Annotated in this window: 14 protein-coding genes and 1 pseudogene; 7 read left to right on the top strand and 8 right to left on the bottom strand. The window is 68.6% G+C overall.

Features of this window, described 5'->3' with window-relative positions; all coding sequences use genetic code 11:
• Positions 1-12 precede the first annotated feature (12 nt).
• From eccCa to ACFWJX_RS07895, 5 genes are all read left to right on the top strand, one after another.
• Positions 13-3,984, top strand: a complete 3,972-nt coding sequence (eccCa, locus tag ACFWJX_RS07915) for a type VII secretion protein EccCa (RefSeq protein ID WP_383238415.1) — start codon at positions 13-15, stop codon at positions 3,982-3,984.
• Positions 3,985-4,048: 64 nt separating this feature from the next.
• On the top strand, positions 4,049-4,270 hold the full coding sequence (locus ACFWJX_RS07910; RefSeq protein WP_383238413.1) for a hypothetical protein: 222 nt from the start codon (positions 4,049-4,051) through the stop codon (positions 4,268-4,270).
• 107 nt (positions 4,271-4,377) lie between these two features.
• Positions 4,378-4,899, top strand: a complete 522-nt coding sequence (locus ACFWJX_RS07905) for a hypothetical protein (protein WP_383238410.1) — start codon at positions 4,378-4,380, stop codon at positions 4,897-4,899.
• Complete coding sequence (locus ACFWJX_RS07900; RefSeq protein WP_383238407.1) at positions 4,899-7,196, top strand: DUF6571 family protein; 2,298 nt, start codon at positions 4,899-4,901, stop codon at positions 7,194-7,196. The genes ACFWJX_RS07905 and ACFWJX_RS07900 overlap by 1 nt, the downstream gene beginning before the upstream one ends.
• 44 nt (positions 7,197-7,240) lie before the next feature.
• Positions 7,241-7,777 (top strand): hypothetical protein, encoded by a 537-nt coding sequence (locus ACFWJX_RS07895; RefSeq protein ID WP_383238404.1) that lies wholly within the window; start codon positions 7,241-7,243, stop codon positions 7,775-7,777.
• A gap of 748 nt (positions 7,778-8,525) precedes the next feature.
• Here ACFWJX_RS07895 and ACFWJX_RS07890 read toward each other — a convergent pair.
• From ACFWJX_RS07890 to eccB, 8 genes and pseudogenes are all read right to left on the bottom strand, one after another.
• Positions 8,526-8,828: a WXG100 family type VII secretion target gene (locus tag ACFWJX_RS07890; protein ID WP_383238402.1), complete on the bottom strand. Its 303-nt coding sequence runs from the start codon at positions 8,826-8,828 to the stop codon at positions 8,526-8,528.
• 77 nt (positions 8,829-8,905) lie between these two features.
• On the bottom strand, positions 8,906-9,244 hold the full coding sequence (locus ACFWJX_RS07885; protein WP_073494890.1) for a WXG100 family type VII secretion target: 339 nt from the start codon (positions 9,242-9,244) through the stop codon (positions 8,906-8,908).
• 93 nt (positions 9,245-9,337) lie between these two features.
• Complete coding sequence (locus ACFWJX_RS07880; protein WP_383238399.1) at positions 9,338-10,618, bottom strand: S8 family serine peptidase; 1,281 nt, start codon at positions 10,616-10,618, stop codon at positions 9,338-9,340.
• A gap of 28 nt (positions 10,619-10,646) precedes the next feature.
• Positions 10,647-12,425 carry a hypothetical protein gene (locus tag ACFWJX_RS07875; protein ID WP_383238396.1) on the bottom strand — a complete coding sequence of 593 codons (1,779 nt, stop codon included), beginning with the start codon at positions 12,423-12,425 and terminating at the stop codon, positions 10,647-10,649.
• On the bottom strand, positions 12,425-12,859 hold the full coding sequence (locus tag ACFWJX_RS07870) for a hypothetical protein (protein WP_383238394.1): 435 nt from the start codon (positions 12,857-12,859) through the stop codon (positions 12,425-12,427). The genes ACFWJX_RS07875 and ACFWJX_RS07870 overlap by 1 nt, the downstream gene beginning before the upstream one ends.
• 676 nt (positions 12,860-13,535) lie before the next feature.
• Positions 13,536-13,715: pseudogene (locus ACFWJX_RS07865) on the bottom strand (WXG100 family type VII secretion target); the annotation flags it as partial.
• A gap of 117 nt (positions 13,716-13,832) precedes the next feature.
• On the bottom strand, positions 13,833-15,086 hold the full coding sequence (mycP, locus tag ACFWJX_RS07860) for a type VII secretion-associated serine protease mycosin (RefSeq protein WP_383238391.1): 1,254 nt from the start codon (positions 15,084-15,086) through the stop codon (positions 13,833-13,835).
• Between the two features lie 14 nt (positions 15,087-15,100).
• On the bottom strand, positions 15,101-16,627 hold the full coding sequence (gene eccB / locus ACFWJX_RS07855) for a type VII secretion protein EccB (protein ID WP_383238388.1): 1,527 nt from the start codon (positions 16,625-16,627) through the stop codon (positions 15,101-15,103).
• Between the two features lie 199 nt (positions 16,628-16,826).
• Here eccB and eccE point away from each other — a divergent pair, with 199 nt between their 5' ends.
• Both eccE and ACFWJX_RS07845 read left to right on the top strand, forming a co-directional pair.
• The gene (eccE, locus tag ACFWJX_RS07850) at positions 16,827-18,161 is read left to right on the top strand and encodes a type VII secretion protein EccE (protein WP_383238385.1); all 1,335 of its coding nucleotides are present in this window, start codon (positions 16,827-16,829) and stop codon (positions 18,159-18,161) included.
• Positions 18,158-18,922, top strand: a complete 765-nt coding sequence (locus ACFWJX_RS07845) for a hypothetical protein (RefSeq protein ID WP_383238382.1) — start codon at positions 18,158-18,160, stop codon at positions 18,920-18,922. The genes eccE and ACFWJX_RS07845 overlap by 4 nt, the downstream gene beginning before the upstream one ends.
• Positions 18,923-19,042 lie beyond the last annotated feature (120 nt).

Genomic DNA, 19,042 nt, shown 5'->3' with positions numbered 1-19,042 from the left:
AATTGGTGAGCAGTGAGCCACATCGTCGTGAAGCGCCCTCCCCGGGCCCTGCCGTCCGAGGTGCCCACGGGCGAGATCGCCGTGCAGCCTCCGCCGGAGTTGCCCCGGGGCAATCAGGAGAGCGTGCTGATGCAACTGCTGCCCACACTGGGCATGGGTGGCTCGGTCGTCTTCTTCTTCACGAGCGGTCAGCCGTTCATGAGGATCATGGGCATGGTCATGATCGCCTCGACGATCGCCATGTCCGTCGCGATGGTGATCCGCTTCCGCCGCGGCAACCAGGGGCAGTTGGCGGACCTGCGCCGCGACTATCTGAGCTACCTGTCGCAGACCCGGCTCAGGACGGTCGACACCGCGAAGGCGCAGCGCGACGCGCAGTACTACCTGCATCCCTCCCCCGAGCAGCTGTGGGCGCTGGTCGCCGAAGGCAGCCGGGTGTGGGAACGGCGGCCCGGGGACGAGGACTTCGCCCAGGTCCGCATCGGCCTGGGCGCCCAGTCGCTGGCCACCCCGCTCGTCACCCCCGAGACCGGCCCCGTCGAGCAGTTGGAGCCGCTGACGGCGGGTGCGCTGCAGCGCTTCCTCGCCGTCCACAGCACCCTGGACGCCCTGCCGATGGCGGTCTCCCTGCGCGCCTTCTACCACGTCACGGTCAGCGGCGATCCGCAGTCGGTACGGTCCTCCGCCCGCGCGATGGCGGGTTCGCTGGCCGCGCTGCACTCCCCGCAGGACCTGATCCTCGTGGTCGCGGCGGGCCGGGAGGAACTCCCGCACTGGGAGTGGGCCAAGTGGCTGCCGCACGTGCAGGCGCCGGGCACGGTGGACGGTGCGGGCAGCCGCAGGCTGATCGGCGGTGACACGCGCGAGTTGGAGAACCTGATCGCCTCCCGGCTCGCCGGCCGTCCACGGTTCCACCCGAACGCGGCCCCGCTGGCGGAGGAACCGCACGTCGTCGTCGTGCTCGACGGCGTCTCGCTGCCGCCCGACTCGTTCCTGGCCAACCCCGAAGGGCTCCAGGGCGTGACGGTCCTGGAGGTGGTCCCCGGTGAGCTGACCGGGGCCGGCGGCGAGCTGTCCATCGTCGTCGAGCCGGGTGTGCTGCACCTGGAGTCGGGGCACGGGGCGGTCTACGAAGGGACGCCCGACGCGCTGTCGTACGAGTCCGCCGAGGTGCTCGCCCGGCAGTTGGCGCCGCTGCGGATGGCCTCCGGCGGGGACGACGACGAACCGCTGCTGGCCAACCTGGAGTTCACCGACCTGCTGAACCTCGGTGACGCGGCCTCGGTCGACCCCATGCGCACCTGGCGGCCGCGTTCGATGGCGGAGCGGCTGCGTGTGCCGATCGGCGTCGGCGAGGACGGCCGTCCGGTGATGCTGGACCTCAAGGAGGCGGCACAGGAGGGCATGGGCCCGCACGGCCTGTGCGTGGGCGCGACCGGTTCCGGCAAGTCCGAACTGCTGCGCACCCTGGTGCTGGGTCTCGCCGTGACCCACTCCTCGGAGACCCTGAACTTCGTCCTCGCCGACTTCAAGGGCGGCGCGACCTTCGCCGGCATGGCGCAGATGCCGCACGTCGCGGCCGTGATCACCAACCTGGCGGACGACCTGACGCTGGTCGACCGCATGGGCGACTCCATCCGCGGCGAGCTGAACCGCCGCCAGGAGATGCTGCGCGACGCGGGCAACTACGCCAACATCCACGACTACGAGAAGGCGCGCGCGGCCGGCGCCCCGCTCCAGCCGATTCCCTCGCTGGTCCTGGTGATCGACGAGTTCAGCGAACTGCTGACCGCCAAGCCGGACTTCATCGAGATGTTCGTGCAGATCGGCCGCATCGGCCGCTCACTGGGCGTGCACCTGCTGCTGGCCTCGCAGCGCCTGGAGGAGGGGCGGCTGCGCGGCCTGGAGACGTACCTGTCGTACCGCATCGGTCTGCGCACCTTCTCGGCCGCGGAGTCGCGGGCGGCCCTGGGCGTGCCCGACGCGTACACGCTGCCCAACGTGCCGGGTTCCGGCTTCCTGAAGTTCGGCACGGACGAGATGCTGCGGTTCAAGGCGGCGTACGTCTCCGGCGTCTACCGTTCCGGACCGCAGCGGGCGGCGCTGGGCGGCGGTCCGCTGCCGCTGGACCGGCAGCCGGTGCTGTTCACGGCCGCCGAGGTGCCGGTGCGGTACGTGCCGGTGCCCCAGCAGCGCGCCTCCGCGGACGATCCCGAGGTCGACGAGGCCCTCGCCGACACCGTCCTCGACGTCATCGTGCGCCGGCTGGAGGCGCAGGGACCGGCGGCCCACCAGGTGTGGCTGCCGCCGCTCGACAGCCCGCCCTCCCTCGACGCGCTCCTGCCGGGCCTCACGGCCGTACCGGGCCGCGGGCTCACGCAGCCGGGCTACGAGGGCGCGGGCCGCCTGGTCGTCCCGGTCGGCCTGGTGGACAAGCCGTTCGAGCAGCGCCGTGACGCCCTCTGGGTGGACTTCTCCGGCGCCGCCGGCCACATGCAGATCCTCGGCGGCCCGCAGTCCGGCAAGTCGACGCTGCTGCGCTCGCTGATCTCGGCGTTCGCCCTCACCCACACCCCCCACGAGGTCCAGTTCTACGGCCTCGACTTCGGTGGCGGCGGCATGGCCTCGCTGGCCGGACTGCCGCACGTCGGCGGGGTGGCCTCGCGGCTGGACCCGGAGCGGGTGCGGCGCACGGTCGCCGAGGTGTACGGCGTGCTGACCCGCCGCGAGGAGTACTTCCGCTCCGCGGGCATCCCGTCGATCACCGAGTTCCGGGCGCGGCGGGCCAGGGGCGAGATCTCGGTCACCGACCAGCCGTGGGGTGACGTCTTCCTCGTCATCGACGGCTGGGGCAACTTCCGCTCCGACTACGAGGCACTCGACCAGGTGATCCACGAGATCGCCGCCCGCGGTCTCGGCTACGGCATCCACCTGGTCCTGACGGCCTCGCGCTCGATGGAGGTCAGGGCCGCCCTCAAGGACCACCTGATGAACCGCCTGGAGCTGCGGCTCGGCGACACGATGGACTCCGAGCTGGACCGCAAGGCCGCCGCGAACGTCCCGACGGGCGTGCCCGGCCGGGGTCTGTCGCCGCAGAAGCTGCACTTCATGGCGGCGGTGCCGCGCATCGACGGTCTCGCCTCGGACACCGACCTCGCCGACGCCACCCAGGCGCTCTCCGCGGAGGTCTCCCGCCACTGGGAGGCGCCCGGCGCTCCCGACGTACGGCTGCTGCCGCGCGAGTTCCCGGTCGCGCAGCTTCCCCCGGGCGACCGGTTCCCGCAGCGCGGGGTCGCCTTCGCGCTCGACGAGAACAACCTCGAACCGGTGTACCTCGACTTCGAGCAGGACCCCTTCTTCCTCGTCTTCGGCGAGAGCGAGTCGGGCAAGTCCAACCTGCTGCGCCTGCTGATCAAGCAGCTCACGGAGCGTTACGCGGGCGACGAGTGCAAGTTCTTCGTGGTCGACAACCGGCGTTCCCTGCTGGGTACGACTCCGCCCTCGCACCTGGCCGAGTACATCCCCATGTCCAACGCCATGGACCACCACATGTCCGCGCTCGCCGACCTGATGAAACGCCGGTCGCCGACGGCCGACGTGACGGCACAGCAACTCCGGGACCGCAGCTGGTGGCGCGGACCGACGGTGTTCGTCGTCATCGACGACTACGACCTCGTGGCCACGTCCAGCGGCAACCCGCTGGCCGGGCTGACGGAACTGCTCCCCTTCGCCCGGGACGTCGGCGTCCGCTTCATCGTCGCCCGCTCCACGGCCGGCGCGGGGCGTGCCTCGTACGAGGCGTTCATGCAGCGCATCAAGGAACTCGGCGCGCAGGGCGTGGTGTTGGCGGGCGACCCGGGCGAGGGCGACCTCCTCGGCGGGGTACGGCCGCGGCCGATGCCCGCGGGGCGGGGGATCTTCGTGTCGCGACGGCGGGGGAAGCCGTTGGTACAGGTGGGGTTGGTTCCGGACGAGACGCACTGAGGCGTCGTCCCCGGCGCGACCGGGTTGTCGAGCCCGAGGGGGGAGGGACATACAGATGGTAGGTGTGGGGGTTTTCCTGCTCCTGCTGGCTCTGGTGCTGGCCGGGCTCGGCTCGGCCGACCAGCGGGCCCTGTGGTGGCGCTTCCAGGCCAAGCGGTTCCGGGACCCGTCGGCGAACGAGCCGTCCGACTCGGCGTATCGGTCGCAACGGGTCGTGGCCTTCCTGTGTGCGGCGGTCTTGGTGGGCATGGCCATATGGACTTTTTCGCTGGCTGCTGAGATGTGAGACGACGGTGGTGGGCGTGGGGCGGCTGCTTGGGTGGAGCCGGCTCGCCCGATGTGCGGGCTCCACGGAGATACAGCGCTACGGGGATACGGGGAAGAGGTTGACGCATGGCGTGGGACGAATGGGAACAGCTGAAGGCGGAGACGGCCGCGGGCGGAGCGCCTCACATGCAGCTGAACCAACTGGATCCCGGCAGCGGCCCGGTGCGTCCCGCGCCGGATCCCGCTCAGTACGGTGACCTGAGAGCCAACCAGGGCGACCTGGCGAAGATCGGCATCAACGCGTTCAAGCTCTACAACGATCTGTGGGACAGGGGCCGCAGGGCGGTGCCCACGAGCGAAAGCGCCGCCGGCACCCTCAGCAAGGGCGGCTTCGCCCTGGGCGGCGCTCTCCAGCACGTCGCACTGCGGTGGGACGAGCAGTTGGGGTCCCTGCGGGACGCCTGCGCACACATCTCGAACCACATGTCCGTCACGAAGAGGTTGCATGCCGGCGACGACCACTACATCCGCCGCCAGATGAGCAGCATCGACCTGTTGGACGCGGGCTTCGACGAACGCGTCGGCGAACCCGGCCCGCCCAACTCGGTCTATGGCGAGAAGGACGACACGAAGGGCAAGAAGGACTGATGGATCTCGACGCCCTGCGCAACGCGGACTTCAGCTCGCTCGACGACGCCGTGGACGACTGGTCGACAATGGTCGGCGACCTGGAGAAGCTGGTGGACGCGGCCGAAAAGGGCCTGCGCGGCGCCTCGAACCAGGCCCGCTGGGCAGGTGTCAACGCCACCGTCTCCAAGGCGTTCATCGGCAAGACGGCCGGCGAGTTCACCGACGCACACAGCCAGGCGTCGTCCATCCACAAGATCCTCCAGGACACCCGGGACGAACTGAAGCTGTATCAACGCCAGTTGACCGGGGCCATCGAACGAGGTCGCCAGAAGAACCTCGCGGTGATCGGCTACGAGGGCGGGTTCACCGTCACCACGAACGTCCCGCCGGAGGGCCGGGCCGTGCAGGACAAGGACAACAAGGGCGCCATCATCGCGCTGCGCGACGAGATCCAGGGAATTCTGGACAAGGCCACCGAGAGCGACACCACGGCCGGCACCGTGCTGATGGCCATCGCCGACCAGAGCAAGCTGGGCTTCTCGGACGTCGACTACTCCGACCGGGACTCCGCGGCCAAGGCGCTCAAGGATGCCGAGAACCTGGCTGACCTGGCGAAACAGAAGCCCGAGGACCTGTCACCGTCGGAGTTCGACCGGCTCAACAAAGGTCTCAAGGAGCACGCCGGCGACGAACTGTTTGCGCAGCGCTTCGCCGGCCACCTGGGGGCGCAGGGGACCCTGGACTTCTGGACCGGCCTCAACGACCCGCACGGCGCCTGGAAGCTCGGGCAGGCACGGGGCGACCAGTTCGACGACCTTCAGAAGAACCTCAGCCTCACACTCGCCACGGCCTCGCAGAGCGACAGCGCCGACATGACGACGTGGAAGTCCAACATGGTCGACCTGGTCGACAAACCGGTCGGCCGCAGCGGCGGCTTCCCGCTCGGCGGTCAGGTCATGTCCAACCTCATGCGGTGGGGTGACTACGACGACCGCTTCCTCGTGAACTACGGCGACAAGCTGATCGAGACGGAGAAGAAGTTCACGGGCAACGGCCGCCACGGCGCCTGGGGCCGTGCCGGCGGCGACCCGTTGCTCAACCGCACGGGCACCGACTCGGGCTGGGACCCGATGACCGGCTACCTCAAGGCCCTCTCCAACAGCCCTGACGCGGCCACGGACTTCTTCAACGGCACCTTCGTCACCAAGGACGAGGACCACGACTTCACCCACGCCACCGAAGGCAAGCAGGGCCGGCGGACCCTCAGCAACTTCGACTATCTCTTCGAAGAACGCGACTGGCCCCAGGACCGGGACGACAAGGGCGAGGAAAGCATCGCCGGGCGGAACAACCTGGCCGCGGCGCTGGAGGCGGCTACGACGGGGCATCCGGCCGGGGAACTGCCTACGGTGGACACGCCTCCGCACAATGCAGATCAGGCAAAGCTCATGGAGAGCCTCGTAGCGTCAATTGGCGAGAATCCCAAGCGGCTGACCGAGTTCGGATACATGTCCGACAGCGTTGGTCAGATCACCTCCGAGTATTTGCCGGATATTAGCCGCGCCATGAGCGACGTACCCAGGGACTCCGACCCGGACGGAAAGTGGCAGAACGTCGAGAGAAGGTACCCGCTCGCTGGCACTGAGGCCGAACTCCATCATGCCGACGCGTCCAAGCTCCTCTTCGCGGTCGGTCAGAACGCAGAAGGTTACGCCGCTGTGGAGGTCGGCCAGAAGGCATACATGGGGAAGTTGATGGACTACCACTTGGATCCCAATCTTCCCGAAGCCCAGCGTTCCTCCGACGACAAAAAGCTCGTCATCGAACTGATCGCATTGCAATCGGGCGAAGTGTCCGGAACCCTCAATCTGGGTGTACAAGAGGCCATCGGTTCCGAGGCATCGAACAAGGATAAGGGATATGAACACTCAGTGGCTCAGCGGAAGAACTTGATTTCCGGTGGAGTGGGAACCGTTGTCGGGGTAGGTACCTCCTTCATCGCAACGCCGTGGATCGGAGCAGTGGCCGGCGGAACAGCGGGCACGGTCACCAGCGTTGTGCTTGAATCGGTGTTCCGAGGTGCCGAGGGTCAGGCCTTGGCGGAAGCCCAAAAGACCGGTGGAGAGTTCTGGATGGAGGGCCAAGTAAGAAATGGGGCAATCGCTGAGGACGGAGCACGAGCTGCGGCGGAGAAGTATAGGTCGATGGATGTCGGCGATGCAGGAATGATTGCAAACAAGGCCGCGGCGCAAGGCTACCTGAATGCCCGGGGGATTATCGACGGAGCAGTTCCTGGCAGCATAACGGGACTTTGATTCCGCTTCGTACCGAGAGAAGAAAACTGATGAATCCTAAACGAATGGCAGCAGGAAAACCGATCCTACTTTCCACTGCTGCCCTGATGCTTCTTCTTCTGCTCTCGGGGTGCGGCAGTGAAGAGCAGAAACGCAATTATGCAATTCCACGCGCCCTGTGCGGCTTGGCGGTCGATGGTGAAGCCCTCACCAACATCCTTCCGGGGGGAGACAAGGTCACTGTCAAGGACAGGTCCTACCCAGGCACCCAAGGCTGTCAGGTCATCGTCGACGGCGTACTGATCGTGACCGCAGTGCAAATGTGGGTGGACGAGGGCCAGACAGCCGCCTTTGTTGCCGCCACCCATTCCATCGACACGGTCGACCGATCGGCGGAGAAAGGGCGATACCAGTACTCGGGGTATGAGGCATACGGCAAGACTCATGGTTGCGTTGACACGAAGTACAAGCAGGAATTGTACGCAGTGATCCAAGCACCGAGCTCCAAAAAACCTGACCCCGAAGCGATGAAGCGCCTCATTGTCTCCTTCACCAAGAGCGTCGAGAAATCAGCCGAGTGCACGTCGGGCGCCGGACGGTAGGAAGGCGCCGACATGAGGTTGCTGATGCTCCCTGTCTGATCGGAGGAGCGTCGCTCGCAGCTTACGCCGCGCCGTCACGCGGGGAGAAAGCTCGGCCACCAGGGCGGGACGTTAGCCGGGCACAAGGGTGCCGGGTAGGAGTCCGGCATGCCGAGCCATGTCACGAGGAACCAGGTGAACCACAGAGTGAAGGCCAACCCTGTGATCACTGCTACCCGTCGGTGACATCGTCCGAGGGTGCCGTGCAGGATGACCCACGGAACCGCAGCGGCGATCCAGATAAGAGGCGTGAGGAAGAGCAAGCTGATGCTGTTGGCCGCATTGCTGCCGACGTCACAAGCAGCCCATGCCCTACCGATCGTAGGAACGGACACCATTGCGGCCACCCCTCCGAAGAGGACCCCGGACATGACTCCTCTGGACCAGGCTCCCGGCGGGCTCGCCTGACTCGACGGCGCAACACCCATTCGTCCACCTCTCGTCGTAGGAACCGTCATGTCGGGATGCTCCGACGGTGAGGACGGGGTCGTTGCGCGGGGCCACTGAACCGGGCCTGCTGGCACTGTTCCCGCCGCCACGCGAGGAAACAACGTTTCCATTCGGCCGCCCAGTCTCAACGGTGAATCGAACGCCGCAGTGTCAGCACCGACTGGACCCGAACAAGTGCGGGCAACGGGCCGGCACTGAAAAAGCCAGGGTGGGCACCTCCCGTGCGTGCCCACCCTGGCTTCTTTACGACTTCGCGCTTCTACTGGAAGTAGCTCGCGCCCTTCAGGTCGCCGCCGCGGTAGTCGCCGCCGGCGGTGTGGACCTTCTGCGAGATCTGGACCAGCGCCGCGTGGATGCCCCGCGCGTGCTTGTTCCACTCTTCGCTCTTGCCCTGGAACGTCTGGAACGCCTCGCCGCCCCAGCCCGCGGACACGTTGAGCACGGCCTGCCTCAGGGCTTCGAGGTCCTCCTCGAGCTTCTTGGCCTGGTCGCCGAGCTCGGTGGCGAGCGCGTCCATGGTGCCGTACGTGACGGCAAGCTCGTCGTAGTGGACTCCGGACATGTTTCCTCGTTTCCTTGAGATTTCAGCCGGACTGCGCAGCCCGGACAACGGTGTTGCTCAGTACCGCCGATGATTCGTCAGTAGCTGTTCAGCGCCGACGTCTTCCCACCGAGGTCATCCACCGAGATCTGCTTGAGATCGGCCTCGATCTGGTCTTCGAGGTTGCGCTTGTCCGTCTTGTTCATGTGGATGCCCTCAAGGAAGTCATCGAGCATCTTGCCGATCGCGACCATGTGGCCGTTGATTTCCGTCTGCTTGACGTTGAACGCGTTGGCGCCCTGGCCCGTCCAGGCCTTTTCGATCATGTCGATCGTGCCCTGAAGCTTCGCCAGCGATCCCCGGATGTTGTCGTACCGGTCGATGACTTCTGTCTGGAGCTTCTGTACGTCGCCGTCATTAAGCTTGCGGTCGACCATTTCGGCACTCCTTTTCGTGAGAGCTGTGGTTCTGCTCTGCGTGCGTCACCGCACCAGAACGGTTGTGTGTGACTGGCCGTGGTACTGCGGTCGTCATGCGCCCCGTCGTGAACGAACCACGGCGAATGCGCCGCCGCCGATCACCAACACGGCCGCCGCGGCCCCGAGGGCCACCCACATCGTGGTGTTGTCGTCGGAGGAGTCCGAATTCGATCCTGCCGCCGAAGTCTGGCCGCCTGCAGTGTTTTTCGGCGGCTGTGACGAGGTTGATGCGGAAGGGGAGGACGAGTTGTTCGTGTCTACGCCCGTGACACCCCTCGCGTTCTCCTTCGCGAGAGGGTCGGTACCGGCCGCGCCGGGATTGAAGTTGCTGTCCTCCAGCACCTTGCGGGGGCGGATCAGCCCGTATCCGAGGTACGTGCTCGGATCGTCCTTGGCCCAGTCGCGGCCGGCTGTCTCGATCAGGCTGCTGAGGACTTGGTTCGCCGTCCAGTCGGGGTGGGCGGACCAGATGAGGGCGGCGGAGGCGGAGGTGATGGCGGTGGCCATGCTCGTTCCCACGCCGACGCAATACGATTGGAACGTCTCGTCACACCAGGTGGGCACGTCGAGGCCAGGGGCCGCCAGATCGACGTAGTTGCCGTGCTCCGAGAATTTGCCAACTTTTCCAGCATCATCCGCAGCGGCAACGCCGACTACATATGGATAGGCAGCTGGATACCCGATGAATTTCTTCTCTGCGGCGTCATTGCCAGTGCCCGCCACCATCAACTTCCCTTTACTGTAAGCATATTTGATCGCCGCCAGAATCTCGGGGCGTTGAATGTCTTCGGTAAAGGACATGCTGATAATTTTGGCGTCACTGTCAGCGATGGCCCTGATCACATCGGTAAGCGGCGGAGCTTTCTTCTTCTCGCTCTCATCCTTCATGTCCTTCATCCCGATCCGATACGGGACGATCTTCGCCCCCGGAGCAAGCCCCTTCAGACCGCCTTGGGCCCCGGTACCAGCAATCAGTTCCGCCATGCTAGTACCGTGACCGTCGTAGTCCTCGGTCGCCTTGTAACCGACCGCTTGCGGCACCTCGCCCGCGAGCACCTGCCCCTTGAGCGAAGGCGTATCAGGGTTGACACCCGTGTCGATGACGGCAACCTTGACGCCCTTGCCCGTGCTCACCTTCCACATGTCGTCGGCCTTCATCGCCGACAGGTACCACTGCTGGGACTGGCCGTCGGCGGCCGAAGCGCTCGGAGCCAGACCTGCTGAGAGGACTGCCAAAGCACCGAACGCTGAACAGACGGCGGAGACCCGTCTCCCATTTCGCCCCGCGAAAGACGCGCTTCGCCCGCCGCGCCGGCTGATCCCTGCCACCATGCCTCTGCCTGTCCTCGCTCTTGTCCGGTCAGTCGGTCGGCGACGCGTCATCGCGCCGCTCGTCTCGGCGCGAGCGTGTCTCGCCGGCACCTTGGTTGCGCGCGGAACCACGCGTTCCGCCCGGACCGCCGAGCGTGTTACCGCTGCCCCTTCCGGAAGCTCGACCTTTCGGCGTTCCGACCACGCCGTCAGGAGGGCTGCCTGCAGGACGGCGAGCGGTCTTTCCAGCGCCCGTTGTCGAACCGGCGGTCCCGATCACCCCGCGCTGACCAGGCCTCTCGCCCGTATCGCGCGACGTAGGTGCACCTTCACCGCCGACAACCGTGCCGCGCGGCAACCTGGAGCCGCTGGTACCCGGTGCCCCACCAGTGACAGGCCTCCCGCCCACGACACCATCTGCGGTACGCCCGGCACCCGTGCGCCCAGCGCCTGGGCGCACGGGGTTCGTAGCACCCATGCCAGTGACCGGGCCTCGGGACACATCCCCGGAGCGTCCGGCGGCCTGCCCTCCGGCTCTAGGTACCCCGCCGACCACACCTCGCCCCATGGGACCGGCGCCGCTCCGGCCACCTGCCTGCCCAGGGGAGGAAGCGCGCCCCATAGGGCCCATGGGACCGACGCCACGGCCACCTGCATTGCCTGGCGCTGAGACGCGTCCCGCCGGTCCGATGGGACCAGTTCCGGTGCGCCCTGCGGCGGTGCCGCCCGGCACACCACCCACTCGCCCCTGAGCTGAGGTAGGAAGCTTGCTTACCGGCGTGCCGCTGAACCCTGAGGTACGCCCCGTCGAGCCTCGGAAAGTCGAGGGGACCGGGGTAGGGGCAAAGGGAGGAACCGTCCCCACCGGCGTGGCACTGGGGCCTGCCGTCGTGGGCGGTGTGACGGTCGTCGGCTTCCCGGTCTCCTGTGGCGTCAATGTGCCAACACTGTCGATCTGTGTACCTACATGATGTTTCGGAGGCAGGACGGAATCGTCCACCACGTCGGCCTTCTTACTAACCGACGGCAGATCCTCCGCACGTGGCCGCACCACTCCAGATTCCACCGAGTGCTCGCGCCTGGCTTCCGGGTCATTCGTGCGCGAGAGCGAGTGCGATGACTCTCCCGGCTTGACCGGCTCAAAGCCCGGCGGCGGAGGCGGCACCCCCACATCCGGCATCTTCGGAAACACCGGCTCCTCAGCCAGCTGCATCATCCCGCTGGACACCGTGTAGAACGACGCCAGCCGGTACATCTGGTTGATCGCCTCTTGGCGGTCCTTCTCGGCCTTGACCGCCGCTGCGTAGTCCTTGTTGGTATCGACCTGCGCAGGCGTCGGAATCTCGTCGACCGTCTTGCGGACGAGGCGGGTGTCGCGCGGCGGCATGGACTTGCGTACGGAGGCCAGGCCGGAGCCTGCCGCCAGGACCTGCGTGCCCACCTCGTCGGCGTAGCTGGCGAGGGCCAGGGCGGTGGTGGTCAGGTCCATGCCCCACTTGTAGAAGGCGGTGTGGGCCTCGCCCTCCCAGTCGACGGCGCCCAGGTTGCGGCTGAGTTCGTTGGCGGCCTCGGTGATGGCGTCACGGGCGTCGACGAGGGCCGTGGCAGCGGTCTCCAGCGTTTCCGGGCTCGCCGACTCCACGATGTCGATCATCTGGTTGAGGTCGTAGCCCTCGAAGTTGGTCTTGCCGAAGCCGGCAGGACTGCCGGGGGAAGGCGGGCTGAGAACGGCGGCCCTGTTTTTGAGGTTGTCGATGCTGGAGTTCTGCTGGGCTGCGTCCTGGCGCTCCGCCTGGTAGTGGTCCGGCTTCTTGTTTCCGCCGCTCATCAGTACCCCGCGTCCGTGTGGTCGGCGTTGTTGTCACGCTTGAGGTGCTCGTTGAGCATCTCGTCGCGTTCCTGATTGACCTCGGTCCGGATCTGGTGGAACCGGTATCGAAGGTCGTCTTCGAGATTGTCGAAGGTGACGTCCACGCCGTGGACGGCGATCTGCATCGCCTCGAGTTGGAGGCCGAGCGACTTGGACAGCGTCGTGATGCGCTCGTGGACGCGCTCGTACTCCAGGTGGAGCGTCTTCGCTTCCGGGAAGTTCCCCGTCCCGAAAGCGGTCTCTGACAGGCTGTGCGTCGCGACCTTGGACGAGCCGCCCGCCGAGTCCTCGAAGGCGGTCAGCAGGTCGTCCACGCGCTTCTTGAACGTCGAAAGCGCCATCAGGCCACGCCGTACGTCGGCGGCACCACCGCCCATGTCTGCAGGAAGCACGAAGCTTTCCCTCCCCGTTGTCCGCGGCCGTCCTGAGCAGCCCGCGCTCCTCAAGTGTTCATGACCGCAACATGACCACTGTAGTGACTTCCTGCGACAGCCCCAACTGTCATATGAAACAGCTTTGCTACTACCGGCCGCGGCTTCACCGATCCTTCACAGGATGTAACAGCCATCACCTGGGCCGCCGTTGCAGCACCGGGCGTCGGGCGCCGGCCGGCCACTCATGGACTGTGCCCGTTGCCATGGACCAGCCGTCCGGATCACTCTCCGTTGCAACCGGAGCCGAGGTGGGCACCCGAGGTGACATCGTGTTCATGCCCAGCGCCCATTCCTCCTGCTCTCGGCTCGTCACGCCCCTCGTCGAGTTCGGCCATCGCCGTCCCCTCACCCCCACACGTCACCGGGTACGTGTGTCAGAGATCCCGGGTCCGCACTCGGCGCGCGGGAGGCTGAGTCGGCTTGCTGTGAGGGTGAGCCAGCCGCTGGGTGAGTAGGGGGCCGACGGGTCCGACCTCCATGCCCAGCTAGGCGACGGCCGAGGCGTGGTCGGACTCTTCCAGGTCGAGGACGAGCAGTTCATGCAGTTCGCCGACGAGACGGGCCACGACGTGTGGGTCGGTGGTCGTGCGGTAGTCGTCCCCGGCCGCGCCCGGTGGAAGTCGCGGTACACCTACGCCGCCGGGCCGCGCCAGTCGGCCTCGATGCTGTCGACGACCGCGTTCATGCGGCGGACTTGCTTGTCGAGGTGGTCCCGCATGCCGTCGAGGTCGTCGGCGAGTTTGGTGAGGTCCGTCGCGGACGCCCGCAGATCGGGGCCGTTTGCCTTCCCCGCGCCGGCTCCGGGCACGCCCATGCTGTATCTCCGACCCCCGTTGGACCGGCGTCACATGTCGCTTCGCACTTCGCTTGCTATTGCGATGATCCTACTGAATGGGTGACCCAACTCCCCCCGGTGCACGGGGAGATGCCCCTACTCCCCTCCCGTCACCCTCCGTGCTCGCCGTCGCGCGTCCCGGATCGCCACCGCTGTGCCGCCGAGGCCCGCGACCAGGACCGCCGCTGCCACGGCCACGTACGTGGCGAGGCGGGCGTTGCGTTCGTCGGGGGTTTCGCCCACCTGGAATTTCGCGGCCGTCGGGGCCTGGGCGCGGGTGAGGCCGTCCTGGGGGTTCGGGGACTCGATCGGGTGGTCGTCCTCGGTGAGGGCGCGGACCGGGTCGACCACGCCCCAGCCGACCAGGCGGTCGTGGCCGGCGATCGTGCGTTCCGCGGTCTGTTCGATCTGGGCGACGACCTGGGCGGCGGTCCAGTCGGGGTGCCTGGCCTTGATCAGGGCCGCCACGCCCGCGACATAGGGCGCCGAGAAGCTCGTACCGTTGTCGGAGCAGTGGCCGCCCTGGGGGACCGTGGAGATCATGTCGACGCCGGGGGCCGCCACGCCGACGAAGTCGCCGGACTGGGAGAAGGAGGCGCGTTCGTTGTTTCGGTCGGAGGCGGCGACCGCGAGGACGCCCTTGTAGGACGCCGGGTACGTCTTCTTGACGTTGCCGCCGAGGCCGTCGTTGCCGGCCGACGCCACGACCACGATCTTCTGCGCCAGCGCCTCGTCGACCGCCTTCTCCAGGTCGGAGTCGGGCTGGACCGCGTTCGAGGTGTCCTGGGAGATGTTGATGACCTGGGCCTTGGCCCGGATGGCGTGGCGGATCGCCGCGGCCAGGCTCGCGGTGTCGCCGTGGCCCTCCGCGTCGTTCTGCTGGATCGGGATGATCGTCGCCTCGGGGGCCAGACCGACGAAGCCGGTGCCCGCGACGGGGCGGGCCGCGATGATGCCGGCGACCTTGGTGCCGTGGCCGACGGTGTCGGTCGTGCCGTTCTCCTTGCCCCGCTCGATCGGGTCGCCGTCCTCGTCCTTGAGGTTCTTCGGCAGCAGGTTGATGCCGCTCTTGGCGTCGACCGCGCCGGTGAGCTGCGGGTTCTTGACGTCCACACCGGTGTCGATGACCGCCACGCGCGCGCCCTTGCCCTTGGACCGGCTCCACAGCTCGTCCAGGAGGACGCGCTGGAGGGACCAGGGGCGGCCCGGATACAGGCCGTTGGGGAACTGGCACTGGTCCGAGTAGGGCAGCTTGCCGGCCGCCTCCGCGGGGGGTGCGAGGACCGTGGCCGTCGTCAGCAGCGTCGCGGCCGCCGCCAGCGTCGTACGAAGCGCTGTCGCCCGAAGCACTGTCGCCCGCCTCCTCACGAGCCCTGCGGCTGACGTGCCGCCGCCGTCGACAGACGCGGGCCGGTCGGCAGGAACTCCGACCAGGCGGCGGGGATCGGCGCCGGGTCCACGTCCTTGTAGCCGAGCCTGTTCTGCGCCTGCTGCGCCTCCCGCTGGAGCTGCTCGCGCTCCTTGGCCGTGGTGCCGATTCCCGCGTCGTCCGTGGCGCTGTCGGCGTTCGACTGGAGTACGTAGCGCAGGCCCGTGTCGGTGACCAGGAACACCGGGCCGGTCTTGGTCTGTTCGCCCTGGAACTGGCGGTAGAGCTGGCCGGAGCCGGGGGTGACGTAGGCGCTGGAGGATCCGGTGGGCAGCTTGGCCGGATAGTCGGTGCCGACCCAGGTGCTCAGGGTGGTGGCGCCCGAGCCGGCGTCCACGTCGCGCAGGACGTTGCAGATGGTGCTGCGGCTGCCGGAGGCCGCCGACGCCTCGTTGACGGGCGCGGGGTCGCCGGTCGGCCAGTTGTGCTCGGTGCCGAACGCCTGGCCCGGCACGATCGCTCCCGGGCTGACCTCGTGGGCCTGTCCGGCCTGGCCGAGCGGGGCCAGCTCCTCGCTGAACAGCAGCAGCTGGGCGATGAAGGCGGAGACCGGGGCGACCCGGCCGGGCAGCACCACGTAGTACTGCTCCGTGTTGTTGTCGAACGCCTTGAGCACCATGCCGACCTTGTTGACCGACGCGTCCAGCTGCCCGGGTGCCCCGGCCGCCGCGCCCGGCTGGCCGGTGATCGCCGGGAAGGTGATCGCGTCGCCCGGGTGCAGGGTGGCGAGCCACTCCGCGGAGACCCGCTGGGGCTCCCGGCCGGAGCCGACGACGGCGCGCAGCAGCAGCTCGTCGCCCTTGTCGATGGGGTACACGGCGCCGCTCGCGTCCACGACGTAGCGCTTGCCCTGCGGGTCCGTCACGTAGAGCAGCTGGCCGCCGCGCAGGCGTCCCTTGTCGTCGGTCACGTTCATGTCGCGCGAGGAGAGCACCAGCGCGGCCTTCTGGACGGAACCGCCGCCGCCCGCGCCCGGACGCTCGCAGACCACCCAGCGCTTCCCGGTGCCCGCCTCGGACGCCGGGGGCAGCCGGTCGGGCGCGTACGGGATGCCGATGGTGACGCCGTGCGGGATCTTGCCCTTGTCGAGGACGGACTCGGCGACGGTGACGACGTCGCCCTGTCCGTCGGCGAGGAGCAGTTTCGCGGAGGCCATGTTGAGCACCGGGTGGAGCTGGACCTGGCCGTCGGTCTTGAGGACGACGTACCGCGTCGTCGACTTGCTGGCGACGATCACCTTGGCGTTGGGCTCGTCCCAGCCCTTGGGCGCGGTCGGCTTGAACATGCCCCACGCCCCGAAGACCGCCATGACGATCACGCCGACGATGATGCCGGGCAGGACCGAGCGCAGCGGTCGCGGCGCTCCCTCCTCCGAACCGTCCGGCGACGACTGCAGAAAGGCCGCGAGCATGCGGCGCTTCGCGAAGGTGTAGGCGTTGAGCTGATCGCGCCGGGATGCCATCTGTCTGTGTCTCTCCCCGTTGTCCCGTCCGGGCCGCACGCGCGGGTGACGCGGTCCCCCGCCCCCGATGTCGGAGCGGCCCCCTACTATGCCTGGTATCCGCGCGGACTTGGGGAGCGGGTAGGGTTCCCGGGCCGTCAAGTGCCCTGTGGGGTGCTGGAATACGGGCGAGACGTGAGCAGAACGGGGAGATGGAGTGATGGCTTCGGGAACGCGCGTGCGCTCCGGTGGCCGGTCGCGGACGCGGGGCTCCTCGTCGTCCGGACCGCAGCCGGCGCGGTCACCGCAGGCGCCACAGCGGTCGGCGGCGCCGGGGGCGCTCCAGCCCAAGGTGCGTTCGGGGCACGCCGGGGCATTCCGGTTGCAACGCCTCGTCCTGTGGCAGATCGCGGTCGCCGTCCTGCTGGTCGGCTGGGCGATCGGGCCCGTGGCCCTGGGTGTGGCCGGTGTCGTCGCCGCGGTGCTCGTGGTGCTCTCCGTGGCGCGCCGCCGCGGCCGTTCGCTGCCGGAGTGGCTGGCCACCGCACGCGCGCTGAAGGTACGCCGCCGGCAGGCCACCAAGCTGGAGATACCGCCCGGGACCGAGCCGGGGTTCGCCCCGGCGCTGGAGTGCGACCCGAGCCTGCGCACCTATGAGTACGGCAGCCGTGACCGGCGGCCCGTCGGGATCGTCGGCGACGGCACGTTCGTCACCGCCGTCCTCCAGGTCGAGGCGGACGCGACCGCGTTGCGGGCCGAGCGCAGCCGGCAGCCGCTGCCGCTCGCCCTGGTGCACGACGCGCTCGACGTGGACGGCATCCGCCTGGAGTCCGCGCAGATCGTGCTGCACACCCAGCCCGCGCCCGCGCTGCACCTGCCGCGCCAGTCCGTGGCGGTCGCCAACTACGCGCCGCTCCAGGAGCAGACCGGCGCACCGGCGGTACGCATCACGTGGATCGCGTTGAAGCTGGACCCGGAGCTGTGCCCGGAGGCCGTGGCCGCGCGCGGTGGCGGTCTCACCGGCGCGCAGAGGTGCGTCGTACGGGCGGCCGACCATCTGGCGAGCCGGCTGACCGGCGCCGGGTTCCGTGCCACCGTGCTCGACGAGGAGGGGCTGACGGCCGCCCTCGCCACCTCGGTCTGCGCCAACCCGCTGGTGACGGCGGAGGCCGGGCGGACCGGGGCGGTGGACCGGCGCACCGAGGAGTCCGGCCGGAGTTGGCGGTGCGACAACCGGCGGCACACGACGTACTGGGTACGCCGGTGGCCCGCGCTGGGCGGCGGCAGCGGCCCGTCGCTGCCGCAGTTCGTCGCCCTGATCACCGCGATCCCCGCGCTGGCCACGACGTTCAGCCTCACCCTCGCGCGCGGCGAGCGGCAGGAGGTGTCCCTGAGCGGACACGTCCGGGTGACGGGACGCAGTGACGACGAACTCGTGGCGGCCCGGCGCGCGGTGCAGGGCGCGGCCCGGCACACCGGCGCGGGACTCGCCCGCCTCGACCGCGAACAGGTGCCCGGCATCCTGGCCACGCTGCCCCTCGGAGGTGTTCGGTGACGGCGACGACGACACGGACCGGTGCGCCGGAGCCTTCCCCCGAATCCGCCGGACGCCGCTTGCCGCGCGCCGGCTTCGGACTGATCGGGCCGCGGCACGCGCGGCACTCGGTGTCCGTGGAACAACTGGGCGCGCTCGCGCTGCCCATCGGAGACGACGGCGTCGTCATCGGCGTGGACGCCGAGGGGCGGCCCGCCGTGCTGGGCCTCAACCGGCCCACGCCGTACGACGTCGTCCTCATCGGAGGCCTGTGGACCGCTCAGGTGCTCGCGCTCAGAGCGGCGGCCACCGGGGCCCGCGTGGCCGTGGAGACGGGCCGGCCGCAGGCGTGGGCGCAGATGGTGCACGCCATGGGCGGCGGGCAGAACGGCCTGGCGGTGTACGAGGTCGGCCGGGTGCCCCCGCAGGGCGCGTCGGCGGGCACGCCGGTGCTGGTGGTGCGGGACTGCGGGATGCGGCCGCCGCGCGGACGCGTCGCCTCCGGGCCGTGGCAGGCCGTGCTGACGCTGCTGCCGTATCTGTCGCCGGTCGCCCCTCGGCTGCTGCGGCAGGCCCGGCTCGTCGGCGTGCAGCGGATCTCGCCCGACGAGTCGGCGGAACTGGGCCGCGCGTTGGCGCTCCCGCGCGCGGACGTGGACGCCCTGCCCACGCTCGCCGACGGCTTCACCCTCTGGTGCGCCGACCGCGACCGGCAGTACGTGATGACCCAGCCCACGGACGCGGAGATCGGCCTGCTGGGCACGCCTCGGCGCATGGACTGAGGTGACTTTCCGGCTTCCCGGATTGCCGTCCATTCGTCGCCCGCCGTCCTTCCGCCCTTTCTCGTACGGCACTTGTGTCGTTATGGCCGGTTTGCCAGGCGGCATGACGCTCGCGGGCTC

Origin of the sequence: Streptomyces sp. NPDC058335 (assembly GCF_042723915.1) — a bacterium.
Taxonomy (GTDB): Bacteria; Actinomycetota; Actinomycetes; order Streptomycetales; family Streptomycetaceae; genus Streptomyces.
This window is presented reverse-complemented; position numbering and strand designations above follow the sequence as displayed.

Coding starts and splice junctions, on each gene's coding strand:
- ACFWJX_RS07905 (WP_383238410.1), top strand. CDS start 4,378: ATGGCGTGGGACGAATGGGAACAGCTGAAGGCGGAGACGGCCGCGGGC.
- ACFWJX_RS07900 (WP_383238407.1), top strand. CDS start 4,899: ATGGATCTCGACGCCCTGCGCAACGCGGACTTCAGCTCGCTCGACGAC.
- ACFWJX_RS07895 (WP_383238404.1), top strand. CDS start 7,241: ATGGCAGCAGGAAAACCGATCCTACTTTCCACTGCTGCCCTGATGCTT.
- ACFWJX_RS07890 (WP_383238402.1), bottom strand. CDS start 8,828: ATGTCCGGAGTCCACTACGACGAGCTTGCCGTCACGTACGGCACCATG.
- ACFWJX_RS07885 (WP_073494890.1), bottom strand. CDS start 9,244: ATGGTCGACCGCAAGCTTAATGACGGCGACGTACAGAAGCTCCAGACA.
- ACFWJX_RS07880 (WP_383238399.1), bottom strand. CDS start 10,618: ATGGTGGCAGGGATCAGCCGGCGCGGCGGGCGAAGCGCGTCTTTCGCG.
- ACFWJX_RS07875 (WP_383238396.1), bottom strand. CDS start 12,425: ATGAGCGGCGGAAACAAGAAGCCGGACCACTACCAGGCGGAGCGCCAG.
- eccB (WP_383238388.1), bottom strand. CDS start 16,627: ATGGCATCCCGGCGCGATCAGCTCAACGCCTACACCTTCGCGAAGCGC.
- eccE (WP_383238385.1), top strand. CDS start 16,827: ATGGCTTCGGGAACGCGCGTGCGCTCCGGTGGCCGGTCGCGGACGCGG.